Annotated in this window: 26 protein-coding genes; 14 read left to right on the forward strand and 12 right to left on the reverse strand. The window is 63.9% G+C overall.

Translation table 11 applies throughout. The annotated features are described in order from the left end of the window. Positions 1-10: 10 nt before the first annotated feature. The 10 genes from cheD to MY55_RS01800 form a co-directional block, all read right to left on the reverse strand. Positions 11-616, reverse strand: coding sequence for a chemoreceptor glutamine deamidase CheD (gene cheD, locus MY55_RS01755; RefSeq protein ID WP_047243427.1), 606 nt, complete (start codon positions 614-616; stop codon positions 11-13). A gap of 5 nt (positions 617-621) precedes the next feature. After that, positions 622-1,680 carry a protein-glutamate methylesterase/protein-glutamine glutaminase gene (locus tag MY55_RS01760; RefSeq protein WP_043574285.1) on the reverse strand — a complete coding sequence of 353 codons (1,059 nt, stop codon included), beginning with the start codon at positions 1,678-1,680 and terminating at the stop codon, positions 622-624. A 9-nt stretch (positions 1,681-1,689) separates the two neighbouring features. Further along, complete coding sequence (locus MY55_RS01765) at positions 1,690-2,532, reverse strand: CheR family methyltransferase (protein ID WP_043574282.1); 843 nt, start codon at positions 2,530-2,532, stop codon at positions 1,690-1,692. 58 nt (positions 2,533-2,590) lie between these two features. Next, positions 2,591-5,764: a methyl-accepting chemotaxis protein gene (locus tag MY55_RS24530; protein ID WP_341864701.1), complete on the reverse strand. Its 3,174-nt coding sequence runs from the start codon at positions 5,762-5,764 to the stop codon at positions 2,591-2,593. 27 nt (positions 5,765-5,791) lie between these two features. After that, positions 5,792-6,274 (reverse strand): chemotaxis protein CheW, encoded by a 483-nt coding sequence (locus MY55_RS01775; RefSeq protein ID WP_099049588.1) that lies wholly within the window; start codon positions 6,272-6,274, stop codon positions 5,792-5,794. Between the two features lie 17 nt (positions 6,275-6,291). Beyond that, positions 6,292-8,400: a chemotaxis protein CheW gene (locus tag MY55_RS01780; protein ID WP_047236846.1), complete on the reverse strand. Its 2,109-nt coding sequence runs from the start codon at positions 8,398-8,400 to the stop codon at positions 6,292-6,294. A gap of 23 nt (positions 8,401-8,423) precedes the next feature. Then, positions 8,424-8,789 carry a response regulator gene (locus MY55_RS01785; RefSeq protein WP_047236847.1) on the reverse strand — a complete coding sequence of 122 codons (366 nt, stop codon included), beginning with the start codon at positions 8,787-8,789 and terminating at the stop codon, positions 8,424-8,426. Positions 8,790-9,071: 282 nt separating this feature from the next. Next, positions 9,072-9,383: an STAS domain-containing protein gene (locus MY55_RS01790; RefSeq protein WP_043574275.1), complete on the reverse strand. Its 312-nt coding sequence runs from the start codon at positions 9,381-9,383 to the stop codon at positions 9,072-9,074. 243 nt (positions 9,384-9,626) lie between these two features. Then, the gene (locus MY55_RS01795) at positions 9,627-9,941 is read right to left on the reverse strand and encodes an STAS domain-containing protein (RefSeq protein WP_043574272.1); all 315 of its coding nucleotides are present in this window, start codon (positions 9,939-9,941) and stop codon (positions 9,627-9,629) included. Between the two features lie 65 nt (positions 9,942-10,006). After that, entirely contained in the window at positions 10,007-11,050 is a 1,044-nt protein-coding gene (locus tag MY55_RS01800) for a sensor histidine kinase (RefSeq protein WP_244270642.1), read from the reverse strand. A 291-nt stretch (positions 11,051-11,341) separates the two neighbouring features. Here MY55_RS01800 and MY55_RS01805 point away from each other — a divergent pair, with 291 nt between their 5' ends. Genes MY55_RS01805 through MY55_RS01845 form a run of 9 tightly spaced genes read left to right on the forward strand, consistent with a single transcriptional unit; the run spans position 11,342 to position 19,688 of the window. After that, positions 11,342-12,295: a chemotaxis protein gene (locus MY55_RS01805; protein ID WP_043574266.1), complete on the forward strand. Its 954-nt coding sequence runs from the start codon at positions 11,342-11,344 to the stop codon at positions 12,293-12,295. A 42-nt stretch (positions 12,296-12,337) separates the two neighbouring features. After that, a complete protein-coding gene (locus MY55_RS01810) occupies positions 12,338-13,279 on the forward strand; it encodes a chemotaxis protein (protein ID WP_043574264.1) in 942 nt (313 codons plus the stop codon). Positions 13,280-13,330: 51 nt separating this feature from the next. Further along, the gene (gene cheY, locus MY55_RS01815) at positions 13,331-13,726 is read left to right on the forward strand and encodes a chemotaxis response regulator CheY (protein ID WP_080509481.1); all 396 of its coding nucleotides are present in this window, start codon (positions 13,331-13,333) and stop codon (positions 13,724-13,726) included. Positions 13,727-13,770: 44 nt separating this feature from the next. Beyond that, complete coding sequence (cheZ, locus tag MY55_RS01820) at positions 13,771-14,523, forward strand: protein phosphatase CheZ (protein ID WP_043574738.1); 753 nt, start codon at positions 13,771-13,773, stop codon at positions 14,521-14,523. 46 nt (positions 14,524-14,569) lie between these two features. Beyond that, positions 14,570-16,453 (forward strand): chemotaxis protein CheA, encoded by a 1,884-nt coding sequence (locus tag MY55_RS01825; protein WP_043574261.1) that lies wholly within the window; start codon positions 14,570-14,572, stop codon positions 16,451-16,453. Positions 16,454-16,473: 20 nt separating this feature from the next. After that, positions 16,474-17,697: an EAL and HDOD domain-containing protein gene (locus MY55_RS01830; protein ID WP_043574259.1), complete on the forward strand. Its 1,224-nt coding sequence runs from the start codon at positions 16,474-16,476 to the stop codon at positions 17,695-17,697. A 31-nt stretch (positions 17,698-17,728) separates the two neighbouring features. Continuing rightward, positions 17,729-18,400 (forward strand): tRNA (adenosine(37)-N6)-threonylcarbamoyltransferase complex dimerization subunit type 1 TsaB, encoded by a 672-nt coding sequence (tsaB, locus tag MY55_RS01835; RefSeq protein WP_043574258.1) that lies wholly within the window; start codon positions 17,729-17,731, stop codon positions 18,398-18,400. Beyond that, positions 18,397-18,840 (forward strand): ribosomal protein S18-alanine N-acetyltransferase, encoded by a 444-nt coding sequence (rimI, locus tag MY55_RS01840; protein WP_047236849.1) that lies wholly within the window; start codon positions 18,397-18,399, stop codon positions 18,838-18,840. Before tsaB ends, rimI begins: the two co-directional genes overlap by 4 nt. Further along, positions 18,837-19,688 carry a uracil-DNA glycosylase gene (locus tag MY55_RS01845; protein WP_047236850.1) on the forward strand — a complete coding sequence of 284 codons (852 nt, stop codon included), beginning with the start codon at positions 18,837-18,839 and terminating at the stop codon, positions 19,686-19,688. Before rimI ends, MY55_RS01845 begins: the two co-directional genes overlap by 4 nt. 146 nt (positions 19,689-19,834) lie before the next feature. Here the strand turns inward: MY55_RS01845 and rpmG are convergent, their stop codons facing one another. Continuing rightward, positions 19,835-19,990 (reverse strand): 50S ribosomal protein L33, encoded by a 156-nt coding sequence (rpmG, locus tag MY55_RS01850; RefSeq protein WP_017506994.1) that lies wholly within the window; start codon positions 19,988-19,990, stop codon positions 19,835-19,837. Positions 19,991-20,024: 34 nt separating this feature from the next. Further along, on the reverse strand, positions 20,025-20,258 hold the full coding sequence (rpmB, locus tag MY55_RS01855; RefSeq protein WP_011137003.1) for a 50S ribosomal protein L28: 234 nt from the start codon (positions 20,256-20,258) through the stop codon (positions 20,025-20,027). A 268-nt stretch (positions 20,259-20,526) separates the two neighbouring features. Here rpmB and MY55_RS01860 point away from each other — a divergent pair, with 268 nt between their 5' ends. The 5 genes from MY55_RS01860 (at position 20,527) to MY55_RS01880 (ending at position 26,528) form a co-directional block, all read left to right on the forward strand. Next, positions 20,527-22,167: a CTP synthase gene (locus MY55_RS01860; RefSeq protein WP_043574245.1), complete on the forward strand. Its 1,641-nt coding sequence runs from the start codon at positions 20,527-20,529 to the stop codon at positions 22,165-22,167. 5 nt (positions 22,168-22,172) lie between these two features. Further along, positions 22,173-23,015: a 3-deoxy-8-phosphooctulonate synthase gene (gene kdsA / locus MY55_RS01865; protein ID WP_043574243.1), complete on the forward strand. Its 843-nt coding sequence runs from the start codon at positions 22,173-22,175 to the stop codon at positions 23,013-23,015. An 80-nt stretch (positions 23,016-23,095) separates the two neighbouring features. Beyond that, the gene (gene eno / locus MY55_RS01870) at positions 23,096-24,379 is read left to right on the forward strand and encodes a phosphopyruvate hydratase (protein ID WP_047243423.1); all 1,284 of its coding nucleotides are present in this window, start codon (positions 23,096-23,098) and stop codon (positions 24,377-24,379) included. Positions 24,380-24,383: 4 nt separating this feature from the next. Then, positions 24,384-24,707, forward strand: a complete 324-nt coding sequence (gene ftsB, locus MY55_RS01875) for a cell division protein FtsB (RefSeq protein WP_043574237.1) — start codon at positions 24,384-24,386, stop codon at positions 24,705-24,707. Positions 24,708-24,752: 45 nt separating this feature from the next. Continuing rightward, positions 24,753-26,528 (forward strand): GGDEF domain-containing protein, encoded by a 1,776-nt coding sequence (locus tag MY55_RS01880; protein ID WP_065201873.1) that lies wholly within the window; start codon positions 24,753-24,755, stop codon positions 26,526-26,528. The last annotated feature ends 6 nt before the right edge of the window (positions 26,529-26,534 follow it).

A 26,534-nucleotide genomic window follows, 5' to 3' on the forward strand; every position in this document is an offset into this window, starting at 1 on the left:
GCTCCGCCTGTCACAGGAACAGATCGATGTCGCCGGTCTTGGCGCCTTCGCCCTGTTCCAGGATGCGGCCGCGGTAGGGCTGCTCGGCCTTGACCGCCACGCCGCTGCGCTTCAGCTTCTTGATCAGCACCCTGCCGGTTTCGGTGAAGAAATACACCTTGCGCGCGCACTCGCCCAGCAAGTCTTCGGCCAGCACCGGAATCTGCTCGTTGGCGAGGTAGCTGCGGATGAACTGGCTGTTGCGCTCGCCGACGTTCACCACGGTCATGCCCTCCAGCACATTGGCCGCGCCGAAGATCTTAGCCTCCAGCCGGTGCCGCATCGCCCCCAGCTTCTGCATGTCGGTGATCAGCAACTCCATCGCGTTGACGCCGAAGCGCGCCGCGGAAGCGCCGGCGCCCAGATCCAGCGAGCCTTCCGGCAGCAGGAAGTGGTTCATGCCGCAGACGCCGGCGGTGCGATCGCTCAAGCACACCGCCACGCAGGAGCCCAATAGCGTCACCAGCATCAGCCGCTGATTGGTGGCGTGGAATTCGCCGGGGAACACCTTCACCGCCATCGTCTGGAAATGCTTGTCGTAATAGCGGTTGCCATCCATCGCGCCGGGGAAGTTCATGTCATCTACCTTTCGCCATGCAGTTGCAGACACTCGACAACCCGGAACGCCAGCGAAGCCAGCGGGCAGACGTGCATCACCGCCCCCGCCTTGACCGCTTCCTTCGGCATGCCGTACACCACGCAGCTGGCCTCGTCCTGGCCGAAAGTGACGGCGCCGGCCTGGCGCATCCGCAACAGGCCGGCGGCGCCGTCCCGCCCCATCCCTGTGAGCAGCACGCCGATGGCGTTGCCGCGCAGATGCCGCGCGGCGGAATCGAACAGCGCGTCCACCGCCGGGCGATGACGGTTGACCGGTTCGCCTTGGTCCAGCGCGATCTGATAGCCGGTCGGCCCGCCCGGCCTCACCCGCATGTGCGAGTGGCCCGGCGCGATGTAAGCCGCGCCGATTTGCGCCGGCTCGCCATCCCTGGCCTCTGTCACCCGCATCGCGCACAACCGGTCCAGGCGGGCGGCGAAGGTGAAAGTGAAATGTTCCGGCATGTGCTGGACGATCAGGATGGGCGGACAATTGGCCGGCATGCCCAGCAAAAACTCCTTGATCGCCTCGGTGCCGCCGGTCGAGGCGCCGACGAAAATCAGCGCGCGCCCGGCGTCCGGGCCAGCCAGCATGCCAACCGGAACCGGCGGGAAACGCATCGGCTGGCGCAGACGCGCGGCCGCCGCCATCCTCAGCTTGGCGCGGATTTCCTCCGCATAGTCCGGCATTCTGCGCGCGACATCCTCTGCCGGCTTGTGCACGAAATCCACCGCGCCCAGCTCCAGCGCCGCCAGCGCGGTTTCGGAGCCTGCCGCCGTCAGCGACGAGATCATCAATACCGGCGTCGGCCGCAGCCGCATCAGCCGGCGCAAGAACTCCAGCCCGTCCATGCGCGGCATTTCCACATCCAGCGTCACCACGTCCGGGCTGGTTTCCCGTATCCGCTCGCGGGCGAGGATGGGGTCGGAGGCGGTCGCCACCACCTCCATGTCCGGCGCCCCGTTGATGATGGCGGTGAGCAGGCTGCGGATCAGCGCCGAATCGTCGACCACCACCACCCTGATCTTGCTCCGGATGACCGCCATGCCCGCCTCCTAGCCGCCGTCCGGGCGCGCCAGCCGATAGGCCGTCCTGCCGCAGCCGGCGAAGGCCTCGGTCAGATGCGAGATGTTTTCCGAGTGCCCCAGGAACAGCAGGCCATCCGGCTTCAGGCACGGCGCCATCCGCGACAGGATGTCCGCCTGGGTGGCCTTGTCGAAGTAGATCAGCACATTGCGGCAGAAAATCACGTCGAAACGCCCGATATCGGGCCATGTCGACGCCGCCAGGTTGAACTGGAAAAACAGCGCGGCCTCCCGCGCCTGCCGCTTGAGCCTGGCCATGCCCTCATTGGCTCCCGCCCCTTTGTCGAAATAGCGTTTCAGCAGATGCGGCGCAAGCTGGACGACTCGCTCCAGCGGATAAACGCCGCGCGCCGCCTGCGCCAGCGCCTGGGTGTCGATATCCGACGCCAGCAGCTCGAAAGCGCCGCCGCCGGACTCGCGCCACGACTCCAGCAAGGTGATGGCTATCGAATACGGCTCCTCTCCGGTGGAGGAGGCCGCGCTCCACACCCGAAACGTCTCCCCCGCCGGCCGGCGTCGGCGGACATGCTCGCGCAGCATCTCGAAATGATGCGGCTCGCGAAAGAAGGACGTGAGGTTGGTGGTGAGCGCATTGATGAAACCCTGCCACTCGCCCTCCTCCTGGTCTTGCTGCAGCAGGTCCAGGTATTCGCCGAAACTGCGCAGTCCGCGCGAGCGCACCCGCCTCGCCAGGCGCGCGTAGACCATGTGTTTTTTGGAGTCGTGCAGCGCGATGCCGGCCTTTTGGTAGAGCATGTCCCGCGCCCGCCGGAAATCGCTGCCGGTGAATTTCAGCTCGGTCTCGTCCATCATGCCGTCCCCGCCCGCTCCTTAGCCAGCGCGCCGCCGGGCCTGCCGCGGATGCCGCCGCTCAAAACTCCTCCCATGTCCCGTCGTCCGCGTCCCGCGGCGGACGGATAGGCTCCAGCGCCCGCGCCGGACCCCGTCCCTTGGCGGCGAATGTCCACGCCGCCGGCTGCCGGCTGGCGAGCGGCCTCGTCTGCGGCGGCTGGCCGCTTCGCCCCGATTCATCCAGCCGAAACACCGCCACCGCGCCGGACAAATAGCGCGCCTGCTCTTCCAGCGACTCCGCCGCCGCGGCCGCCTGCTCCACCAGCGCGGCGTTCTTCTGGGTGTTTTCGTCCATCTGGGTGACCGCCAGGTTGACCTGCTCGATGCCCGAACTTTGCTCGGCCGAGGCCGCCGAGATATCGCTCATGATGTCGGCCACCCGGCGGATGGACACCACGATCTCGTCCATGGTCCGCCCCGCCTCGTCCACCAGCCGGCTGCCGGACTCCACCTTGTCCACCGAGTCGCCGATCAGCGACTTGATTTCCTTGGCCGCCGCCGCCGAGCGCTGCGCCAGGCTGCGCACCTCGCTGGCCACCACCGCGAAGCCCCGGCCCTGCTCGCCCGCGCGCGCCGCCTCCACCGCCGCGTTCAGGGCCAGGATATTGGTCTGGAAGGCGATGCCGTCGATCACGCTGATGATGTCGACTATCTTCTTGGCGCTGTCGTTGATCTCGTTCATCGTCGACACCACGTCGCCCACCACCTTGCCGCCCCGCGCCGCGATGTCGGACGCGCCTATCGCCAGCGAATTGGCCTTTCTGGCGTTTTCGGCGTTCTGCCGCACCGTGCTGGTGATCTCCTCCATGCTGGACGCGGTTTCCTCCAGGCTGGCCGCCTGCTGCTCGGTGCGGCTGGACAGGTTGGCGTTGCCGGCGGCGATCTCCCGCGCCGCGGTGTTGATCGTGTCGGTGGAGTCCTTGATATTGGCGACGATCTCCTTCAGCTTGTCGACGGTGGCGTTGCTGTCGGCCTTCAGCTGGCCGAACAGGCCCTGGTAGTCGGCCGATATGCTGCGGGTGAGGTCGCCACCGGCCAGCGCGCCCAGCACGCCGGCGATATCGGCCAGTCCCTGGCTGGTCACCCCCATCAGCTGATTGACGCCTTCGCTCAGCAAGCGGAAAAAGCCCTGCTTGCCCTCCACATCGATGCGTTTGCCGAACTCGCCGGCGGAAGCGGCGCTGACGATGCCGGCCACCTCGCGCTCGATCTCCACTTCAGCGGTGCGGTCCTTCCACTCCACCACCGAACCCAGCCGCGCGCCGTCGGCGCCGAACACCGGATTGGACACCAGCGAAAACGTGCGGCCGGCGACGACGATCTCGGCGCGGTAAGTGGCGCGCATATTGGCCAGCAGCTCGCGCTGGTGGGCGGGATTCTTGTGGAACTCGTCTATGCTGGTGCCCAACAGCCGGCGCACGTCGAAATGGGGCAGCGCCTTGCGCAGATCGGCCTCCACGCTGCGCAGCATGTCGGTGACGCTGTGGTTCATGTAGATGATGCGGCGCTCGTTGTCGGCGATCATCACATTGGTGGTGCAATTGTCCAGCGCGTTGCGGATGCGGGCGTTTTCGGCGGCCTGCGCGCGCTCCTGGTCCATCCGTTGCTGCGCCTCCTGCTGCAGCCGCAGCATCTCGGTGTTGTCCTGCCATTCCACCACCGAACCCAGCCGCTCGCCCTTGGCGCCGACCACCGGAGACAGGATCAGGCCGAAGGTGCGCCCGCCCACCGCGATGGACGAGCGGTGCGTGTCCCGCGCCTGCGCCAGCAGGCCGCGCTGGTAGCCGGGATTCTTGTGGAATTCGTCGATGCTGGAGCCCAGCAGCCGGCTGGCCGAAAAGCTGGGAATATCCTTGCGTATGTCCGGCTCCGCGTTGCGGAACATCGCCAGCGCCGAACCGTTGGCATAGATGATCTTATGCTCCGCGTCGGCGATCATCACGTTGGTGGTGCAGACGTCCAGCGCGCTGCGGATGCGGGCGTTCTCCGCCGCCGCCAGGCGGTCGGCGGCCAGGCGCGCATCCTCTTCCGCCTTCCGCTCCAGCTCGCGCGTGGCGTCCACCCACTCCACCACCGCGCCCAGCTTGCGGTTCTGTCCATCCAGGATAGGCGTCAACACCAGATGGAAGGTGCGTCCGCCCACCTTGATGGTGCCGCGATGGGTGCCTCGCAAATCCTGCAGCAAGCCGCGCTGGAACGAGGGATTGCGGTGGAAGCTGTCTATGCTGCAGCCCAGGATCGCCCGGGCGGAAAACTGCGGCAGCTCCTGCCGGATGTCCGCCTCCGCCTGCTGGAACATGTCCAGCGCCGCCCGGTTGGCGTACACCACCTGATGCTCGCCGTCGGCGATCATCACATTAGTGGTGCACACATCCAGCGCGCTGCGCAGCCGCATGTTCTCCAGCGAGCGCGACACCGCGGCGCGCAGAAAGGCGAACGGACTGCTGTCGTCGCCGTCGCGCACATTGAACGCCGTGCGCACCTCGCCGCCGGCCAATTCGCGCAGCACCATCGCCAGTACCCGCGGATCGCCGCCCAACTGCCTCTCCAGAGCCCGCGCCAACAGCCAGTACAGCGCGACGGCCAGCGCCGCCAGCGCCGCGCCGGCGACCGCGACTCCGTCCGCGGCGCGGCCGGACGATGCGCCCGCCTCCGCCGCGGCCAGCCGCAGCGACTGCTCGCCCTCGAAGCGGGCATAGCGGCCAACCGCCTCCTGGTATTTTTGCGCTGCCGGCCACAGCGAGGCGCGCAGATAGATCCGCGCCTCGTCGCCATGGGCCGCAGCCGCCAGCCGGCGGTAGTCGGCGATCTGGCCGCGCACGGCGAGTCCGGCCTCGCGCGCGGCCTCCAGCAGCGGTTTGCCGTCGCCGGCGGCATGGGCCGTCAACGCGCTCAGCCCCGTCATCGCCGCCTCCAGCGCGGCGTCGACCCGCGGCTGCTCTGCCCGCCATTGCGCGCCGTCGCCGCCGGCCAGCAGGCCGGCCACGCGCAGAACCAATTGGGCGCCGGCATCCTGCGCCCGCCCCGCCAGCGCCAATTGCCCGGCCTGGATCAGCCGGCCGGCGGCGGCATCGTCGTCGCGCGCCTGCTGGCCGCGCAATTGCGCCTGCGCCAGGAACAAAGCCGCCGCTAGCGCCGCCAGCAGCAGCCCGAAGCCAAGGGCCAGCTGATGCTTCAGCTTCATGTCGCTCATGTTTGCTTCTCCCTTAGGATGCCGCCGTCAGGACCGGGCCGCCGCGTCGGTCAGCGCCATCTCTTCGCTGTTCATCAGGCGCTCGATGTCGACGATGATGATCATCTGCTCGTCCACCATGCCCAGGCCTTCGATATAGGCGGTATCGACGCTGGCGCCGAACTCCGGCGGCGCGCGCAGCGCCTCCTGGCCCAGCTGGACCACGTCGGACACGCCGTCCACCACCATGCCCACCGTCCGCTTGCCGAGATTCAGGATGATCACCACGGTGAAGGCGTTGTACTGCGGGTCGCCCAGGCCGAATTTCAAGCGCAGGTCGACGATGGGCACGATGCTGCCGCGCAGATTGATCACGCCCTTGATGAAGTCCGGCGCGTTGGCGATCCGCGTCACCGCGTCGTAGCCGCGAATCTCCTGCACCTTCAGTATGTCAATCGCATATTCTTCGTCGCCCAGCGTGAACACCAGCAGTTCGCGCGCCTGGGCGTCGTTAGGCTTGTCCATCGGCATGGGCCGCTCCCCCCCGCCTACCCTGCGCCCGTCTCGGCCGGCGCGACGGCGCTGGCCGGCCCGCGCTGGCCGCCGTGGCTGCGGACTATGGTTGCGATATCCAGGATCAGCGCCACCCGGCCGTCCCCCAGGATGGTGGCGCCGGCCAGGCCGTCCACCTTGCGGTAATGGGTTTCCAGATTTTTCACCACGAACTGCTGCTGTCCGATCAGGTCGTCCACCAGCAGCGCCGCCCGCCCGCCCGATGCCTCGACGACCACCAGAATCCCGCCGGTGGCGGCGCAGCCGGCGTCCGCCACGCCGAAATGCCGGCCCAGCATGACGATGGGCAGGTATTCGCCGCGGATGCGCACCACTTCGCCGCGGCCGGCGATGGTCTTGATCTCGCCCGGCGCCGGCTGCAGCGACTCCAGCACGCAACCCAGCGGCAGCACATAAATCTCCCGGCCCACCCGCACCGACATGCCGTCCATGATCGCCAGCGTCAGCGGCAGGCGGATGCTGATGGTGGTGCCGACATCCAGCATCGAGTCGATTTCGATGCGGCCGCCCATGCTCTGGATATTGCGCTTGACCACATCCATGCCGACTCCGCGGCCGGAGATGTCGGTGACTTCCGCCGCGGTGGAGAAACCGGCCTCGAAGATCAGGTTCCAGACCTCCTGGTCGGACGCGGCGTCGTGAACCTCCATGCCGCGCTCGCGCGCCTTGGCCAGGATGCGCTCGCGGTCGAGGCCGGCGCCGTCGTCGCAAACGTCGATGACGATGCTGCCGCCCTGATGGAAGGCGCGCAGCGTCAGCTTGCCGGCCGGCTGCTTGCCCTTTTCGCTGCGGACTGCAGGAGATTCGATGCCGTGGTCCAGGCTGTTGCGCACCAAGTGGGTCAGGGGGTCGGACAGCTTCTCGACGAAGCTTTTGTCCAGTTCGGTGTTCTCCCCCGCCATTTTCAGCTCCACCTGCTTGCCAAGCTTGCCGGCCAAGTCGCGCACCACTCGCGGAAATCGCTTGAAGACGAAGGCGATCGGCGTCATCCGGATCGACATCACCGCCTCCTGCAGTTCGCGGGAATTGCGCTGCAAGGCACCGATGCCGCTGAGCAGGCGCTCATGCTCGGCCGGATCGAGCGCGCTGCCGGACTGCACCAGCATCGACTGGGTGATCACCAGCTCGCCCACCAGATTGAGCAGCAGGTCCACTTTTTCGATATTGACCCGGATCGAGCTCTCGCCGGCCGCCGGCCCCTTGTCCGCCTGCGCAACGGCGGCTGGCGCGGGTTTGACCACGCCGGGCGCTTCGGCGAACAAGCCGAAGCCCTCGCCCTCGATATCGGCGCCGCGGGCTGGCGGCGGCGGCTCGAACAAACCGAAGCCGGAGCCGGCTCCCTCCGCTGCGGCGGCCGCGGCGTCGCCCGACAGGAACAAGCCGAAACCGCCGCCTTCCTCGCAGCCATGATCGACGCTGATGCGGAACTGCTCGGGGGCCAGCATGAAAGCCAGCGACTCGGCCACCTCGCCGGCGTCCAGCGCAGACGTGAATACCGCCACCCAGGGCAGCCCGGCCTGCGCCGCGCCCTGCTGCACCACGGTCAGGTCGCCATGGGCGGCCAGCGAGTCCAGCAGCCGGCGCATATCAAGGCCCTCCGCCGGCGACAATTCGAGAAACAGCGTCCAGATCCGCTCCTGCCCAGGCGCCATCGCCGCCCCGACCAGCGCCGGCGCCGCCGCCGGCTCGCCGCCGGCGCTGTCTTCGATGTCCCGCAGCCGCCGCCGCACCGCCTCGGCGCGTTCCGGGTCGGCGCGCGCGCCGCCCTTGTGGGCGGCCAGCATGCCGTGCAGCACATCCTTGGCTTGCAGGAAAACGTCCACCATCTGCGCAGTCAGCTTCACGCCGCCCTTGCGCACCCGGTCCAGCAGGCTTTCCAGCACGTGGGTCAGGTCCGCCATGTCGGAAAAACCGAAAGTGGCCGCGCCGCCCTTGATCGAATGCGCGGCGCGGAACACCGCATGCAGGTCTTCCGCCTGCGGCTCGCCGACATCGATCGCCAACAGCAGCGATTCCATGCCGGCCAGGTGCTCATCCGCCTCGTCGAAGAAAACCTGGTGAAACTGCGACATATCGATGGCCACGGGCCCTCCTTCCGGACGCCGCGCTAACCGACCAGGCGCTTGACGACATCCAGCAGCCGTTGGGGGTCGAAGGGCTTGACCAGCCAGCCGGAAGCGCCGGCGGCTCGCCCCAGCGTCTTCATTTCATCGCTGGACTCGGTGGTCAGCATCAGGATCGGCGTGGCCGCGTAGGCGGGCTGCTTGCGCAGCGAGCGGATCAGCGTCAGCCCGTCCATGCCCGGCATGTTCTGGTCGGTGAGCACCAGATCGAACTGCGCGCCCAGCGCCTTGCCCAGCCCGGCTTTGCCGTCCGCCGCCTCGGCTACCTCATATCCGGCGCTCTTCAGCGTGAAGCTGACCATCTGGCGGATCGACGCCGAATCATCGACGGTAAGGATTTTCTTCGACATGGGATTTCCGCTAGCAAATGATTCCGATCGATGCGATCGCCGCCGCCAGGCCTGCTGGCCGGGACCGGCGGATGGCGTCATCGGCAAACACGGCAGCCGCGCCGTCGCCGTCTTTCGCCGCTCGGCCAATCCCGCTCATCATTTTATGTGATCAACCATAATCGGAAGCGAATCAAGCAGATTCTGCGCGAAGCACGCGGGAGACGGGGCAAGGACTCTGTGCGAAGCCGGGCAGCTCGCTGCCCGGCTGAGGACGTGCCACGATGATGCGCCGGACGCGGCTTAGGCGAACTGGAAGTTGAAATGGGTGGACATATTGGCGATCTCAAACACCTGCTTCACCGCCGGCTGGCAGTTGACTATCTCCATAGTCATCCGGTTCATGGCCGCTCTCTCCCGCAACAGCAGCAGCATGCCCAGCGCCGAGCTGTCTATTTGCGGCACCTGTTCCATATCGATGCGGATGATTTTCACCGCGTTATTGTCCAGCAACTCCTGGCCTGCCTGGCGAAATTCTCGGTGCAGATTGAAATCGAACTGCCCGATCAGGATGATCCGGCCAATGCCGCCTTCCACTTTGACTATCGGTCTCATTTCAGATCCTCGGCTTTCCTTCAGGTTTGCCTCCAAAATTTGACGGACAGCCGAATGCTTCGCCCGCGGCCTGCCAGTTGCAAGGGAGAAGCCTTCGCCATCCGCCACCTTGCTGCAACAACGCAGATTGCCACTTTCAAAATCATGGCCGGGCAGGCCGACAGTTCGCTCCCCCTGGCCCGGCATCCCAAACAGAAAACGAATGCGTCCGCCGGCCGGCGGACGCGCGGCGCCGACCGCGGCTCAGGACGCGGGGCGGATGGTGAACATCTTGTTGAAGCAGGCGATTTCAAACACCTGCATCACTGCCTCCCGGCAATTGATCAAGATCATCGATTTCTTCTGCCCGGCGGCGCGCTCCTTCAACAGCAGCAGCATCCCCAGCGCGGAACTGTCGAGAAAGGGCACCTGGTCGAAATCGACATGAATCTCCTGCACCGCCGGATTGTCCAGCAACTCCTGGCTGGCCTGGCGGAAATCCTTGTGCAAGTTGAAGTCGAACTGCCCAATCAGCCGCATGGTTCCGATACTCCCCTCTACGCTCACAATCGGTTTCATCACTGATCCTCGGCTTTCCTTAGATTCCAGATACATTGAACGGACTGCGTCGCCCATCGCGGACATTACTCCCGGCAGACCGGCAGCTTCAACTCGAAACAGGCGCCGCCCGACGTCCTGTTGTAACAACGTACATTGCCGCCCAGTTCTTCCGCCACCTTCTTCACGATGGCCAGCCCCAGGCCGGTGCCGCCCGGGCGCATGGTGAAGAACGGCTCGAAAATCTTGTCGGCCACCGCGGCGTCTACCCCCGGACCGCCATCGTCGACGCGGAAAACCACGCCGTCCCGCAGCTTCTCCACCGCCAGCGCCACCATCGCGCCCGGCGGCGTGAACTGCAGCGCGTTTTCCAGCAGATTGAGCAAGGCGCCCTGCAACGCTTTGCGGTCTATCAAGACCGTTATGGCAGACTCCGCCGGCAGATGGCAATCAAAAATCACACCTTTGTCATGGCATTGCGGCGCCATTACCGAACAGACATCCTCCAACAGCGCGGCCACCTCCACCATCTCCAGCGACGAAATCTGGCCGCGCACATAGCTCAGCATATTCTGGATCAAGCCCTCCAGCGCCCGCATCCTGGCCAGGCTCTTGTCGACGAAGCGGGCGCGGTCCTCTGGCCGCGGAATATCCTGCTTCAGATTGGCGGTATACAGCATCGCGCTGGCCAGCGGCGTGCGCAGCTGGTGCGCCAGCGCCGCGGCCATGCTGCCCATCGAGGCCAGTTTCTGCTGCTGCGCCAGCTCGCTGGTCAGCTGATGCAGCCGGGTGACATCGTGAATAAGCACAATCCGCCCGCCCGAAGCCGGCAGATCCTGGTATTGCAGCGTCAGCCGGCGCGACTCGCCGCCCTGTTCCAAGGCATAGGTATCGTCCAATTCCGAACGCTGCAGGCCGGTCATGAAATCCGACCACATTTCACCTATATAACAGCCATTTAACAGCATCTCCGCCGCCAGGTTCTCCGCGATGACCCGTCCTTCCGGCGACAGCTCCACCACGCCGGCCGGCAGCACTTTAAGCAACAGTGCCAAACGTTCCGCCAACGCGGCATTCTCGTCGCGCTGTTTGCGCAACTGATTGTTCGCCTCGTCCAATTGGGCGTTCAAAACGTTGACCTGAACCTCAAGTTGCCTATATGCATCAATGAGTTGGCTGGAAACCGCATTGAACTGCTCAAATGCCGCCTCCAGTTGCTGCTGATCCTTCAGGCTTGAAACCATAGTCGCCATCGCTTCACTGTCATTTGTAAAAACCACTTAAACAGTATGATAATGATCCATCTACGGTCAGCCAACTTGCGTCCGACATGGCCGCGAGCAAAAAAAACCGGGAAAAACTCATATCTGGCGTATAAAGGGAAGTAGTACGCCATTCCAAAAGATGCTGCGGAGGTTTCTGTGTCAGAGCTTCTCAAAAAAATCGACGCCAGAACCAAACTGGCAGGCACCAACAAGCTGGAAATCCTGCTGTTTTCCCTAGGGCATGATCAGCGTACCGGCCGCAAGGAAGTTTTTGGTATCAACGTGTTCAAGGTGCGCGAAGTCATGCGCACGCCGGAAATCACGTCGGCGCCGGAAATGCCGTCCTCGGTCGAAGGGATGGTCAGCCTGCGCGGCGCGCTGGTGCCGGTGATCGACCTGGCGAAATACGCTGGCATTGTGACCAGCAACCGCCCGGAAATCATGATAGTCACTGAGTACAACGGCCACACTCAAGGCTTCCTCGTCGAGGCGGTCGACACAATTCTGCGGCTGGACTGGTCCGCCATGCGCGTGCCGCCCGACATGATCACCAACCGCATGGCCGGCCTGGTGACCGCGGTCACCGAGCTGGACAACGGCACGCTGGTGATGATGATGGACGTGGAAAAAGTGCTTGCCGAAACCAGCATCGTCGATGACGGGCACAGCTTCATCAATATCGAACCGGTAAAGGAAGAGCGCCGCATCTTCTTCGCCGACGACAGCGCGGTGGCGCGCAAGCAGATCGAGCGCACGCTGGAAGCGATGAACATCAAGTACACCTCGGCCATCAACGGCATGCGCGGCTGGGAAGACCTGCAGAAAATGGCCAGCCAGGCCGAGGCCGCCGGCCGCCAGCTGTGCGACGAACTGCATCTGGTGCTGACCGACGTGGAAATGCCGGAAATGGACGGCTACATGCTGACCAAGATGATCAAGAGCGATCCGCGCTTCTCCGGCATCCCGGTGCTGATGCACTCGTCGCTGTCCGGATCGTCCAACCAGAAGCTCGGCGAGTCGGTCGGCGTCGACTCCTACGTCGCCAAATTCGAGCCGCAGAAGCTGGCCAGCAAGCTGCGTCAGATGCTGAAACTGGAACCGAGCAACTAAGTACGGCCTTACTTCAAGATTCTCAAGGGATAGGGATAAGACATGCCTAGCACCGACGCCTCCTTGCTTGCCACTGTTGACGCCAGGACCAAGCTTGCCGGCTCCAACAAGATGGAGATTCTGCTGTTCTCTCTGGGAACCCGCGAGACATTCGGCATCAACGTGTTCAAGGTGCGCGAAGTCTCGCAGACGCCGGCCATCACCAAGACCCCCAACATGCCCTTCGGCGTGGAGGGGGTGCTGTCGTTGCGCGGCAACATCATTCCGGTCATTTCTCTGGCCAAGTTCATCGGCCATGACAACAACGGCAGCAAGTTCGACACCATGATCGTCACCGAATTCAACAAGAGCACCCAGGCCTTCCTGGTGGACTCGGTGGACCGCATCATCCGGGTGGATTGGGACAAGGTGCGCGCGCCGGAAAACATCATGGCGGCGGCGGGCACCAATCAAAACCTGATCACCGCCGTCACCGAGCTGGAAAACGGCAAGCTGGTCTCCATCCTCGACGTCGAGCAGATTCTCGCCAGCGTCGTCGGCGAGCCGCGCCTGCCGGACGTGCCGACCGCCCAGCTGGAAATCGACCAGTACATCTTCTTCGTCGACGACTCGGTGGTTGCCCGCAAGGAAATCACCGGCGTGCTGGAAAAAATGGGCATCAAGTTCCAGCAGGCCACCAACGGCCGCGAGGCCTGGGACCGCCTGCAGGTGCTGGCCGGCCGCAACTGGGGCGAAGGCGAATGCCTGCACGACTACCTGAAGATCATTCTGGTGGATGCCGAAATGCCGGAAATGGACGGCTACGTGCTGACCAAGCTGATCAAATCCGACCAGCGTTTCAAGGGCATTCCGGTGATCATGCACTCGTCGCTGTCGTCCAACGCCAACCGGGCGATGGGCTCCAGCGTCGGCGTGGATTCCTATGTGGCGAAGTTTGACCCGGGCGTGTTGGCAGAAACTTTGATTCCATTCCTGCAAAGGTAGTCGCTACAATGTGCGCCTTGATGGAACATAGATAATTCAGGATATACCTCGATGTCAGACAAGAATATGAAATTTCTGGTCGTGGACGACTTCTCCACCATGCGAAGGATCGTCCGCAACCTGCTGAAAGAGTTGGGTTTCACCAACGTCGACGAGGCTGAAGACGGCCAGGTGGCGTTGCACAAGCTGAAAACCCAAAGCTTCGACTTCGTCGTTTCCGACTGGAACATGCCCAATATGACGGGCATTGAGCTACTCAAGGCAGTCCGGGCCGATCCTCAGCTCAAGCATCTCCCGTTCATGATGATCACCGCCGAGGCCAAAAGGGAAAACATCATCGAGGCAGCCATGGCGGGCGCCAGCGGCTACATAGTGAAGCCTTTCACCGCGGCCACCATGGAAGAGAAAATGAACAAAATCTTCCAGAACATGAACAAGCCAGCCTGAGCATCGCACAAGACTGCCCGCATTCGCATTGAGGAGGATTGAAAGTGCCGGACCATATGTTGGAGAATGGAGACTCGCCAGAGCTCGAAGCCCTGTTTGAAAGCGTTGCGCGCCAGCAGCAGGATCAGGAGCCGCCGGCCGCCGCGCCGGCAGGCGAAGAGACCGCTTCCAAGATGTTCTCAAGTGAAACCAATCCCTCCACGATGTACGAACACATCGGGCAGATGACCCGCAAGATGCATGACGCGCTGCGCGATCTTGGATATGACAAATCGCTGGAAAGGGTAGCCGAAACCATTCCGGATGCCAAGGACCGGCTGGCCTATATCGCGACGCTGACCGAAAACTCGGCCGAGCGCGTGCTGAACGCCACCGACATCGCCAAACCGTTCCAGGACAATCTCGAACGCCAGGCGCAAGCGCTCAGCGAACGCTGGGAAAAGCTGTTCGCCAACCTGCTGAGCGTGGAAGAATTCAAGAACCTGGCGGCCGAAACCCGACAATACCTGAAGGACGTGCCCAGCCAGACCCAGGCGACCAATACCCAGTTGCTCGAAATCGTCATGGCGCAGGACTTCCAGGACCTGACCGGGCAGGTCATCAAGAAGATGATGGGCATGGTCAAGATTCTGGAAACCGAGCTGGTCAGCTTCCTGATCGAGTTCTCTCCCGACGAGAAAAAGGGCGAGCTCAACAGCAGCCTGCTGAACGGCCCCGTCATCAATCCGGAAGGCCGGACCGACGTGGTCAACAGCCAGCAGCAGGTAGACGATCTGCTGGAAAGCCTGGGCTTCTGAGCAACGCAAGCAAGAGCAGACAACGTACGACGCGTGGGGTGGAAAAATGAGCGAATTTGGCGGCATGGAAGAGTTGTTAGGGGACTTCCTGATGGAGTCCACCGACCTTCTGTCCGATGTGGACAACAAACTGGTCGAACTGGAAAAGCGTCCGGAAGACAAGGCGCTGCTCAATGATATCTTCCGCGGTTTCCATACCATCAAGGGCGGGGCGGGCTTTCTCAACGTCATCCCCATGGTCAACCTGTGCCACCGCACGGAAAACCTGTTCGACAAGCTGCGCAACGGCGAGCTGCACATCACCTCGGAAGTGATGGACGTGATTCTGGACGCGACCGGCATCGTGCGCGACATGTTCGGCACCCTGGGCCAGGGCCTGATGCCCGGCGACGCCGACCCCCGCATCTTGGCCGCGCTGGATGCCGCGCTGGCGGGCGAGCCGCTGACCGAAGCCGCGCCCGCCGCGCCGGAGCCGGCCGTCCAGCAAGCCGCTCCGGCCGCAGTCCCTGCCGCCGGCAGCCCGGACTGGAATCAGTTGTACCAGGCAGTCGCTCCCGCAGCCGCCGCTGCGGCCCCCGCGGCAGCGCCTGCCGCGCCAGTCGCCGCCGCGGCACCGGCGCCGGCGCGAGTGGATGCCCCGCCTCCGGCCGCCAAGCCGCCGGCGCCGAAGCCTGCGCAGCAAGCCAAGCCCAGCGGCAACGCTCCCGCCGCCAGCGGCCCGCAGGAAAACACCATCCGCATCGATACGGTGCGGCTCGACATGGTGCTCAACCTGTCCGGCGAAATCGGCTTGACCAAGAACCGCCTGACCACGCTGCGCACCGAAATTCTGCAAGGCAACCGCGACACCAACACGCTGCGCTCGCTGGACGAAGCCATCAGCCAGCTGGACCTGCTGGTGGGGGATCTGCAGAACGCGGTGATGAAAACCCGCATGCAACCTATCGGCCGCCTGTTCCAGAAATATCCGCGCTTGGCGCGCGACCTGGCGCGCCAATTGGGCAAGGAAGTGGAACTGGTGCTGTCCGGCGAGGAAACCGAGCTCGACAAGACCATGATCGAGGATCTGAACGATCCGCTGGTCCACCTGGTCCGCAACGCCGTCGACCATGGCATCGAGTCGCCTGAGGACCGAGTCGCCAGCGGCAAGAAGCCGCAAGCGCTGGTGCAATTGACCGCAGAACAGGTCGGCGACCACATCCTGATCGAGATCACCGACGACGGCAAGGGCATGAACCCGGACGCCCTGCGCCGCAAGGCGATCGAAAAGGGCCTGATCGATCAGGAAACCGCCAACTCGCTGGACGAGAAGCAGTGCCTGCAGCTGATCTTCCTGCCCGGCTTTTCCACCAAGGACCAGATTTCCAGCGTGTCCGGCCGCGGCGTCGGCATGGACGTGGTGCGCACCAACATCCAGAAACTGAACGGCCGCATCGACATCAACTCGGTAGGCGGCGAAGGCACCCGCATCAGCATCTCGCTGCCGCTGACCCTCGCCATCCTGCCAGTGCTGGTGGTGCGCGCCTGCAATCAACCGTTCGCCGTTCCGCTCGCCATGGTGCGCGAAATCATCACCATCGACAGCGGCGCCATCCAGGAGGTCTCGGGCAAGCCCACCATCGTGGTGCGCGATGAAATCCTGCCGCTGAAGACGCTGGCCGGCCTGCTGGGCTGGGCGCCGACGCAGAAGCCATACTTCGGCGTGCTGATGCAGTCCGCGGAAAAGTCCTTCATCCTGGCGATCGACTCCTTCGTCGGCCGCGACGACGTGGTGATCAAGCCGCTGCAGAACATCCGCCCCAAAGGCGTCGCCGGCGCGACGCTGTCCGGCGATGGCTCAGTCGTGCTGGTGCTCGATATGGAAGACCTGCTCGCCTCCAGCGAAAGCAACAACACCACGGTGCGGACGACGGATGTGATTGCCACCTAAGCTCACAGTAAGGTGCAAGAATGACCTCAAACACTGCCTTCATCGGACGGCAGCCGGTTCTGAACCGCAATCAGCAGCTCATAGGTTATGAGCTGCTTTTTCGTCCCAGCGGCGACGCAGTGGGCGTCGGCAAGCACACCGAGCTGCAGGCCGACACCGACGTATTGGTGAACACGCTCAACAATATGGGCACCAGCTGGCTGATAGGCAACAAGCTGGCCTTCATCAATATCGGCGAGACGATGCTCAACAGCGAGTTCCTTGAGCTGCTGCCGCCGCGCCGCATCATCCTCGACATCTCGCCGCGCATCGTGCCCAGCAACGAGTTGCTGTCGCGCGCGCGCCATCTGCGCGCGATGGGTTTCGGCATCGCGCTGGACGACTTCAGCTTCGAATCGCCGGCCGCCGCCTTCCTCGAACTCGCCAACTACGTCAAGCTGGACATCCAAAACCAGGACACCACCCGCTTCCAGATGCTGGCGGCGCGGCTGCGCAGCTACCCGCTGATCCGCATTGCCGAACGGGTGGAAACCCACGCCCAATTCCACCTGTGCAAGGAGCTGGGCATGGACGGCTTCCAGGGCTATTACTTCGCCAAGCCGGAAACGCTGGCCGCCAAGGTGATCCACCCCACCTTCAGCAACACCCTGGAGCTGCTCAACCTGCTGCGGCTGGATGCCGACATCCGCGACATCGAACAGGTGCTCAAGCGCGACGTGGCGCTGTCCTACAAGCTGCTGCGCTACGTGAACTCGGCGGCGGCGGGGCTCAACACCTCGATCAGCTCGTTCTCGCACGCCGTCACCGTGCTGGGTTACCAGAAGCTTTACCGCTGGCTGACCCTGCTGCTGGTCACCGCCTCCGACGACAACCATGCGCCGCCGGCGCTGCAGAAAACCGCGGTCACCCGCGGCCGCTTCATGGAGCTGCTGGGCATCACGCTGGGCGAACGCCACGACGTCAACGACAATCTGTTCATCGTCGGCCTGTTCAGCCTGCTGGACGTGCTGTTCGACATGCCGATGGACAAGATCATCGAACATCTGCAACTGCCCACTCCCATCACCGACGCGCTGCTGCACGAGCGCGGCGCCATGAGCCACTACCTGCGGCTGGCCAAGGCCTGCGAGGACGGTGGGCTAGATGGCGTGCCGCAATTGTGCGACCAACTGGGGCTCTCCAGCGAACAGCTGAACCAGGCCCACATCTCCGCGCTCGCCTGGGTGGAGGAACTGGGCTTATAATCCACAGCCTTGCAAGGTTGCCTCAAGCCCAATGAAACTGTTAGCCCTAGACACCTCCACCACCTATCTCTCCCTGGCGCTGAGCCTGGAAACGGAAACGCTGGTCTTCCACGAATGCGTCGCGCAGAAGCACGCCGAGCGCACGCTGCCGGAGGTGTCGCGCCTGCTCGCCGAGGCCGGCGTCGCGCTGTCGTCGCTGGACGGCATCGTCTTCGGCCAGGGCCCGGGCTCCTTCACCGGCCTGCGCATCGCCTGCGGCCTGGCCCAGGGCCTGGCCTACTCAGCCGACCTGCCCGTCACCGGCATCCCGACGCTGGACAATCTGGCCTGGCAAGCTGGAGAAGGCCAGGTGCTGGTCTGCTTCGACGCCCGCATGCAACAGGTCTACACCGCGCTCTACCAGACCGGCGCCGACTGGCGGCGCCTGTCGCCGATCAGCGTGATGTCCCCTGAAGACATCCGCCTCCCCGCCGGCACCACCCTGCTCGCCGGCGATGGCTTCGACAGCTATCCGCAGCTATTGGCCGACAGCCGCGCGCAATTGCCGCTGTCGCCCTTCCCGCGCCCCCATGCCGAAGCCTACATCCGCCTGGCCGAAAGCGGCCGCTATCCGGCCGGCCACCCGCGCGAGGCGGAACTGCTCTACGTACGCAACAAAGTGGCGCTGACCTCGGTCGAGCAGCAGCAGGTCCGCAGCCGATGAGCGTGGTCCGCCCGTTCAGCCCGGACGATCCGCAACGACTGGCCGATATCGAGCGGCAAGCCGCCGGGCACGCCTGGAGCGCTGGCCAGTACCGCGACGCCATCGCCGCCGGCTACCCATGCTACGGCGTATTCGACGACAGCGACGCGCTGCAAGGCTTCATGCTGGTGATGCGCGCGCTGGATGAAGCTGAGATCCTCAACATCGTCATCGCCAAATCGAATCAGGGGCAAGGGCTGGGTCGCCAGTTGCTGCGGCACGCGATGCTGGACCTCGCCGCCTCCGGCTGCCGCCGCCTGTTTCTCGAAGTGCGCGAAAGCAACGCCCCCGCCCTGCGCCTGTACCAGCATTGCCAGTTCCGCCAGTGCGGCATGCGCAAACACTATTACCCGACCCAGGATGGCCGCGAGCACGCCATCCTGATGGAGGCCGCCCTGTGAGCCGCAACAGCCTGCTGCAGCAAACCATGGGCCTGGGCCCGGCTTGGCAGCCGCGCGACGGCTGGTTCGAACAACACCCGGCGCTGCTGCTGCGCGCCCAGGCCGCCGCCCTGCCCGATGCCGAACCGGAAACCTCGGCCCCAGCCATCGACGTCGCGCCGCAAGTCGCCATCGCCTCCATCCCGGCGGAAACGCCCAAGGCGGAAACGCTGCGCGAGCCCGCCCAGCCGCAGCCGGCGCCCGAAATGGCGCCCGCCCCTGCCGCCCGCAGCGAAATGCCCCTGCTCGACTGGCCGCAGCTGGAGCGCCAGGTTGCCGACTGCCAGCGCTGCCGCCTGTGCGAAACCCGCATCCAGACGGTATTCGGCCGCGGCAATCCCAAGGCGCGCTGGCTGCTGATAGGCGAAGCGCCGGGAGAACAGGAGGACAGGCAGGGCCTGCCTTTCGTCGGCAAGGCAGGACAGCTGCTCGACAATATGCTGGCCGCCACCGGACTCGATCGCGAGCAGGACGTCTACATCGCCAACGTGCTCAAATGCCGGCCTCCGGGCAACCGCAATCCGGCCCCGGATGAAATCGCCGCCTGCCACGGCTATCTGCAGCAGCAGATCCGCCACATCCAGCCGACGCTGATCCTGGCGCTGGGCCGCTTCGCCGCCCAAACCCTGCTGCAGACCGAGGAATCGATCGGCCGGCTGCGCGGCCGCGTCCACCGTTACCAGGACGTGCCGATGGTGGTCAGCTACCATCCCGCCTACCTGCTGCGCAACCAGCCGGACAAGGCCAAGGCTTGGCAGGACCTGCTCTTGGCCAGGCGCATCTTCCAGCAGACCGCCGGCCGCGGCTGATCCGCCCCGCCGCCAGCCATGAACGCGAAAAAGCCAGTCCGTGGACTGGCTTTTTCGCATGCACTCGCCGGCGGACGGGCCGCAGGCAATAAAAAACCCTTCTCCGTGCACCAGAGAAGGGCTCTTCAACCAACCGGAAACAAGGCTTACTTCAGCTTGGTTTCTTTGTACAGAACGTGCTTGCGGGCAACGGGATCAAACTTCTTGATCTCCATTTTTTCCGGCATGGTGCGCTTGTTCTTGGTGGTGGTGTAGAAGTGGCCGGTGCCAGCAGTGGATTCCAGCTTGATTTTATCGCGCATGATGTGTACCTCAGTGCTTTATCTGGTTGACCGCTCAGATCTCGCCGCGAGCGCGCAGATCAGCCAGCACTACATCGATGCCAACTTTATCGATGGTACGCAGTGCAGCGTTGGATACGCGCAGGCGCACCCAGCGGTTTTCGCTCTCCACCCAGAACTTGCGATATTGCAGGTTCGGCAGGAAACGACGTTTAGTCTTGTTGTTGGCGTGGGAAACGTTGTTCCCGGTCATCGGACGCTTGCCGGTGACTTTGCAAACACGCGCCATGGTTAAACTCCCAAAACCGGTAAAAGCTGGATTTATAACATAAATAAAGCCAGACATTCAAGCATAAAACGCACCCTTGGTGCTGCCGGGTGCGATTCTCGTTCAAACATTCGGCGGGGATTGTAACGGATTCACCACAGCGACGCGAGCACTATCTCCACAGCCGGCGTCCAGTGTTGCATTCTTTCCCGCAACAAGATGGCCACAGGTGATTTAACTTGCGACAAATTCAGGGTAAAATCCCGGATTCCCATAGAGCCGTAATCTCATGACCAAGTACATCTTCGTAACCGGCGGTGTGGTGTCCTCCCTGGGTAAGGGCATTGCCGCCGCGTCCATCGCCGCCATCCTCGAATCCCGCGGGCTGAAAGTCACCATGCTGAAGCTCGACCCGTACATCAACGTCGACCCGGGCACCATGAGCCCATTCCAGCATGGCGAAGTCTTCGTGACCGAAGACGGCGCGGAAACCGACCTGGACCTCGGCCACTACGAACGCTTCATCCAGGCCAAGATGAAGAAGAGCAACAACTTCACCACCGGCCAGGTGTACGAATCGGTCATCACCAAGGAACGCCGCGGCGACTACCTGGGCGGCACCGTGCAGGTGATTCCGCACATCACCGACGAAATCAAGCTGAAGATGAAGGAAGGCGCCGCTGACGCCGACATCGCCATCGTCGAAATCGGCGGCACGGTCGGCGACATCGAATCGCTGCCCTTCCTGGAAGCCATCCGCCAGATGCGCTCCAACCACGGCCGCAAGAACACGCTGTACGTGCACCTGTCCTACGTGCCCTACATCGCCACCGCCGGCGAAATCAAGACCAAGCCGACCCAGCACTCGGTGAAGGAACTGCGCGAAATCGGCATTCAGCCGGACATCCTGCTGTGCCGGATGGACCGCGAGCTGCCGGAAGACGAAAAACGCAAGATCGCGCTGTTCTGCAACGTCGAAGAGAACGCGGTGATCGGCTGTTACGACTCCGACTCCATCTACAAGGTGCCGGGCATGCTGCACGCCCAGGGCATCGACGACATCATCGCCGAACAGCTGCAACTGGACCTGCCCAAGGCCGATCTCGCCGTATGGGACGGCATCATCGACGCCATCCAGCATCCGGACCACGCCATCAACATCGCGATGGTGGGCAAGTACGTCGATCTGACCGAATCGTACAAGTCGCTGACCGAAGCACTGAAGCACGCCGGCATCCACACCCGCACCAGCGTCAACATCATCTATGTCGACTCCGAAGAGATCGATCGCGACGGCGCCGACTCGCTGAAGGACATGGACGCCATCCTGGTGCCGGGCGGCTTCGGCAAGCGCGGCGTGGAAGGCAAGATCAAGGCGGTGAAGTTCGCCCGCGAGAACAACATCCCCTACCTGGGCATCTGCCTGGGCATGCAGATCGCGCTGATCGAATACGCGCGCGACGTGGCGGGCCTCGCCGGCGCCAACTCCACCGAATTCGACCTCGACACCAACTACCCGGTGGTGGCGCTGATCGACGAGTGGGTGAACCACGACGGCAAGGTGGAAAAGCGCGACGAGAACTCCAACCTGGGCGGCACCATGCGCCTGGGCGGCCAGCAATGCGACCTGGTCGACGGCTCGCTGGCGGCGCGCGTCTACGGCAACACCGAGATCGTCGAGCGCCACCGCCACCGCTACGAAGTGAACAACTACTACATCCAGCGCCTGGAGCAAGCCGGCCTGACCATCAGCGGCCGTTCTTCCGGCCACGAAAAGCTGGTGGAAACCGTCGAGCTGGCCAACCACCGCTGGTTCTTTGCCTGCCAGTTCCACCCCGAGTTCACCTCCACTCCGCGCGACGGCCACCCGCTGTTCATCGCCTACGTGAAGGCCGCTCTGGCATACCAGGCTGACAAGCAAGGAAACTGAAGTAGATGAAATTGTGCGGATTTGAAGTCGGCCTGCAGCAGCCGCTGTTCCTGATCGCCGGTCCCAGCGTGATCGAAAGCGAACAGATGGCGCTGGACACCGCCGGCCAGCTGAAGGAGATCGCCCACGCGCTGGGCATCCACTTCATCTACAAGTCGAGCTACGACAAGGCCAGCTACACCTACGGCGGCTCGTTCCGCGGCTTCGGCATCGACGAAGGCCTGCGCATCCTGTCCGAGGTGAAGCGCCAGATCGAAGTGCCGGTGCTGACCGACGTCCACACCGAAAACGAAGTGGTCCAGGTGGCCAGCGTGGTGGACGTGCTGCAGACGCCGGCCTTCCTCAGCAGCCAGGCCGACTTCATCCGCGCAGTCGCCCAATGCGGCAAACCGGCAAACATCAAGAAGGGCCAGTTCATGGCCCCTGGCGACATGAGCCAGGTCATCCTCAAGGCCCGCGAAGCGGCGCGCGAAGCCGGCCTGGAGGAAGACAGCTTCATGGTCTGCGAGCGCGGCGCCTCGTTCGGCTACAACAACATGGTATCCGACATGCGCTCGCTCAGCATGTTGCGCGAAACCGGCTGTCCGGTGGTGTACGACGCCACCCACTCGGTCCAATTGCCCGGCAACGCCGCCGCCAGCCAGCGCCATTTCGTGCCGGTGCTGGCGCGCGCCGCGGTGGCCGCCGGCATCGCCGGCATCTTCCTGGAAACCCATCCGGCCCCCGCCCGCGCGATGTCCGACGGCCTCAACGCCTGGCCGCTGGCTCGCATCAAGGAATTGCTGACCACGCTCAAGGCGATGGACGAGCTGGTCAAGCAAACTCCCTGGCCTGAGCACTCGCTGTAATACACAGCCGGTAGAGTCCGCCGGGCAGGCCCGGCGAACCGCCTCTGCAAGTTCAACCGAAAGCTATGAAGGGAAAGACAATGAGTTCGATCGTTGACGTGGTAGCTCGCGAAATCCTGGACTCCCGCGGCAATCCGACCGTGGAAGCGGACGTATTGCTGGAATCCGGCGTGATGGGCCGCGCGGCGGTGCCGTCCGGCGCCTCCACCGGCACCCGGGAAGCCCTGGAACTGCGCGATGGCGACAAGAGCCGCTACCTGGGCAAGGGCGTGCTGAAGGCCGTAGACAACATCAATACCGAGATCTGCGAAGCGATCATCGGCCTGGACGCCTCCGACCAGACCTTCATCGACAAGACCCTGATCGAACTCGACGGCACCGAGACCAAGTCCCGCCTGGGCGCCAACGCCATGCTGGCCGTTTCGATGGCCGTGGCCCGCGCCGCCGCCGAAGACGCCGGCCTGCCGCTATACCGCTACCTGGGCGGCGCCGGCCCGATGGCGCTGCCGGTGCCGATGATGAACGTCATCAACGGCGGCGAACACGCGAACAACACCCTGGACATACAGGAATTCATGATCATCCCGGTGGGCGCGCAAACCTTCCGCGAAGCGTTGCGCATGGGCGCCGAGATCTTCCACAACCTGAAGAAGATCTGCGACAAGAAGGGCTACGCCACTACCGTCGGCGACGAAGGCGGCTTCGCCCCCAATCTGGAAAGCCACGAAGACGCGATCAAGCTGATCCTGGAAGCCGTCGACACCGCCGGCTACGTCGCCGGCCAGGACGTGATGATCGCGCTGGACTGCGCCGCCTCCGAATTCTTCCGCGACGGCAAGTACCACCTGACCGCCGAGAAGCTGTCGCTGAGCTCGGAAGAGTTCGCCGACTACCTGGAAAACCTGGCCGACAAGTACCCGATCATCTCGATCGAGGACGGCATGTCCGAGCAGGACTGGGACGGCTGGAAGCTGCTGACCGAGCGTCTGGGCCAGAAGGTGCAGATCGTCGGCGACGACGTGTTCGTCACCAATCCGAAGATCCTGGCAGAAGGCATCGCCAAGGGCGTGGCCAACTCGCTGCTGGTGAAGGTGAATCAGATCGGCACGCTGTCGGAAACCCTGAAAGCAGTTGATCTGGCCAAGCGTTCCCGCTATACCTGCGTTATGAGCCACCGCTCGGGCGAGACCGAAGACAGCACCATCGCCGATCTGGCAGTCGCCACCAACTGCATGCAGATCAAGACCGGCTCCCTGTCGCGCTCCGACCGCATGGCCAAGTACAACCAACTGCTGCGCATCGAGGAAGAGCTGGGCGACGCCGCCCACTACCCGGGCCGCGCGGCTTTCTACCATCTGAAGTGATTGCATGCGCTGGCTGACCGTGACCCTGGTAACCGTGATCCTTGCCTTGCAATGGCCGCTGTGGTTCGGCAAGGGCAGTTGGCTCAGGGTCTGGCAGCTGGACAAACAGCTGCAGGAACAGCGGGCGACCACCCAAAAGCTGGTCGCCCGCAATGCCGCCCTTGACGCCGAAGTGCGCGACCTCAAGCAAGGCAGCGATGCGATAGAGGAAAGAGCTCGTAACGAACTTGGCATGATTCGCAACGGCGAAGTGTTCTTCCAACTGCTGGATCCCAGCAAGAACACCCCGCTGCCGAGTCACCCGATAACGGACACTCACTCCCACTGACAACCCATGATGGCAGGCCGCCTTAAAAGCACCAAGGTTTGGGCAATGACGACACAAAACCCTATCGAAGTGGCACGTGAAACCCTGAAGCAGCTGTCCACGCGGAAACTGCTGCCGACGCCGGAAAACTTCGAGCGGGTTTACCACGAGTTGACGCAAACCCCGATGGTGCGCGACAACAAGCTGGCCGTATTGCTATTGCGGGCGCTGGAAACCTTGCCGCAGGACAACGTCCAGGCCAAGGTCACCCTGTCGCGCCTGCGCCAGGCCCTGGACGAAAGCCGCTGGGAGCAGGCGCCGCAGCTCGTCATCGATTTCCTGCGCGGCAGCTTCGCCACCCAGCAGCTGTCGCAAAGCTGGGGCCTGCTGATCCAGAACCTGATGCGCAGCTGGGAAACCCGCCAGCCCGACCTGCCGCAACACCACAAGCAAAGCGCGCTGGAACGCGTGCTGATCAATTACGGCAATCAGCCGGAAGAACTCAACCAGAAACTGACCGCGCTGCTGCAAAACTGGAACGCCGCGCCCTCCCTCCGGGAAACCACCCCGCAGCCGGATGGCGCCGCGGATGCGGCGGATACCGGCACGCCCGCCGCCGTTTCCGACAACTGGTTGTCGTGGCAGCGCACGCTGGCTTTCGCGCTCAAGCACGGACTGGAGCCGCGGCTGGCCAGCTACCCCGACCTGGTGGACTGCCTGGAAGGCCTGCTCAAGGAGCTGGACGGCGTCGCCGACGACGCCAGCCTCAACGCCTTCATGCCCAAGCTCAGGGCCTTCATGATCAAGCTGGAGCTGCAGTCGCAGCAGGAAGGCCGCCTCGCCTCCGGGCTCACCAACCTGTTGCGGCTGATGCTGGACAATGTGGCGGAGCTGAACCGCTCCGACGAATACCTGCTGGGCCAGGTCAGCTCGCTGCAGGAGCTGCTCACCCACGAACCGCTGTCGATGCAGCAGGTCTACCAGCTGGAAACCAGCCTGAAGGAAGTGATACGCAAGCAAGGCATGCAGAAAAGCTCGCTGGACGAGGCCGCCAGCTCGCTGCGCGCCTTGCTCGACCGCTTCGTCAGCCGGCTGGCGCTGATGACCGACAGCACCGACGAGTTCCACGCCAAGATCCAGACCCACAGCGAAAAGCTGAAGCAAACCAGCAATGTCGACGACCTGGGCGGCATCATCAGCGCGCTGATGGAAGACACCTCGATGATGCAGCTCGACCTCACCCGCTCGCGCGACGAGCTGATTTCCGCCAAGGAGCAGGTGGAAGCCGCCGAGCACCGCATCCACGAACTGGAAAACGCGCTGGAGGCCGCCAGCGCCAAGGTGAAGGAAGACCAGCTGACCGGCGCCTACAACCGCCGCGGCCTGGCCGAATATTTCCAGCGCGAGATCGGCCGCGCCGAGCGCACCGCGGCGCCGCTGTCGGTGGCGCTGATAGATGTCGACAACTTCAAGCAGCTGAACGACCGCTACGGCCACCTGGCCGGCGACGACGCGCTGAAATACCTGGTGGACACCATCAAGCACAGCCTGCGCCCGGCCGACATCGTCGCCCGCTTCGGCGGCGAGGAATTCGTGATCCTGATGCCGGACACGCCGGAGAACGAAGCCATCCTGACGGTGCAAAGGCTGCAACGCGAACTGACCAAAACCTTCTTCCTGGCCAACAACGACAAGCTGTTGATCACCTTCAGCGCCGGCGTCGCCCGCTGGCATCTGGGCGAACAGGAAACCGACGTGCTGGAGCGCGCCGACCACGCGATGTACCAGGCCAAGATCAACGGCAAGAACCGCGTCTGTTCCGCCGAGGAAGCGCTGGAGTAAGCAGAC

Origin of the sequence: Chromobacterium subtsugae, from assembly GCF_001676875.1 — a bacterium.
In the GTDB taxonomy this organism is placed as follows: Bacteria; Pseudomonadota; Gammaproteobacteria; order Burkholderiales; family Chromobacteriaceae; genus Chromobacterium; species Chromobacterium subtsugae.

Excerpts from the sequence above, each read along its gene's own strand:
- MY55_RS01860 (WP_043574245.1), top strand. The coding sequence starts at position 20,527 with ATGACCAAGTACATCTTCGTAACCGGCGGTGTGGTGTCCTCCCTGGGT.
- kdsA (WP_043574243.1), top strand. The coding sequence starts at position 22,173 with ATGAAATTGTGCGGATTTGAAGTCGGCCTGCAGCAGCCGCTGTTCCTG.
- MY55_RS01790 (WP_043574275.1), bottom strand. The coding sequence starts at position 9,383 with ATGAGACCGATAGTCAAAGTGGAAGGCGGCATTGGCCGGATCATCCTG.
- MY55_RS01765 (WP_043574282.1), bottom strand. The coding sequence starts at position 2,532 with ATGATGGACGAGACCGAGCTGAAATTCACCGGCAGCGATTTCCGGCGG.
- cheY (WP_080509481.1), top strand. The coding sequence starts at position 13,331 with ATGTCAGACAAGAATATGAAATTTCTGGTCGTGGACGACTTCTCCACC.
- ftsB (WP_043574237.1), top strand. The coding sequence starts at position 24,384 with ATGCGCTGGCTGACCGTGACCCTGGTAACCGTGATCCTTGCCTTGCAA.
- MY55_RS01785 (WP_047236847.1), bottom strand. The coding sequence starts at position 8,789 with ATGTCGAAGAAAATCCTTACCGTCGATGATTCGGCGTCGATCCGCCAG.
- cheD (WP_047243427.1), bottom strand. The coding sequence starts at position 616 with ATGAACTTCCCCGGCGCGATGGATGGCAACCGCTATTACGACAAGCAT.
- tsaB (WP_043574258.1), top strand. The coding sequence starts at position 17,729 with ATGAAACTGTTAGCCCTAGACACCTCCACCACCTATCTCTCCCTGGCG.
- rpmB (WP_011137003.1), bottom strand. The coding sequence starts at position 20,258 with ATGGCGCGTGTTTGCAAAGTCACCGGCAAGCGTCCGATGACCGGGAAC.
- MY55_RS01830 (WP_043574259.1), top strand. The coding sequence starts at position 16,474 with ATGACCTCAAACACTGCCTTCATCGGACGGCAGCCGGTTCTGAACCGC.
- MY55_RS01775 (WP_099049588.1), bottom strand. The coding sequence starts at position 6,274 with ATGCCGATGGACAAGCCTAACGACGCCCAGGCGCGCGAACTGCTGGTG.
- MY55_RS01810 (WP_043574264.1), top strand. The coding sequence starts at position 12,338 with ATGCCTAGCACCGACGCCTCCTTGCTTGCCACTGTTGACGCCAGGACC.
- MY55_RS01880 (WP_065201873.1), top strand. The coding sequence starts at position 24,753 with ATGACGACACAAAACCCTATCGAAGTGGCACGTGAAACCCTGAAGCAG.
- rimI (WP_047236849.1), top strand. The coding sequence starts at position 18,397 with ATGAGCGTGGTCCGCCCGTTCAGCCCGGACGATCCGCAACGACTGGCC.
- MY55_RS01795 (WP_043574272.1), bottom strand. The coding sequence starts at position 9,941 with ATGAAACCGATTGTGAGCGTAGAGGGGAGTATCGGAACCATGCGGCTG.
- MY55_RS24530 (WP_341864701.1), bottom strand. The coding sequence starts at position 5,764 with ATGAGCGACATGAAGCTGAAGCATCAGCTGGCCCTTGGCTTCGGGCTG.
- MY55_RS01825 (WP_043574261.1), top strand. The coding sequence starts at position 14,570 with ATGAGCGAATTTGGCGGCATGGAAGAGTTGTTAGGGGACTTCCTGATG.
- rpmG (WP_017506994.1), bottom strand. The coding sequence starts at position 19,990 with ATGCGCGATAAAATCAAGCTGGAATCCACTGCTGGCACCGGCCACTTC.
- eno (WP_047243423.1), top strand. The coding sequence starts at position 23,096 with ATGAGTTCGATCGTTGACGTGGTAGCTCGCGAAATCCTGGACTCCCGC.
- MY55_RS01760 (WP_043574285.1), bottom strand. The coding sequence starts at position 1,680 with ATGGCGGTCATCCGGAGCAAGATCAGGGTGGTGGTGGTCGACGATTCG.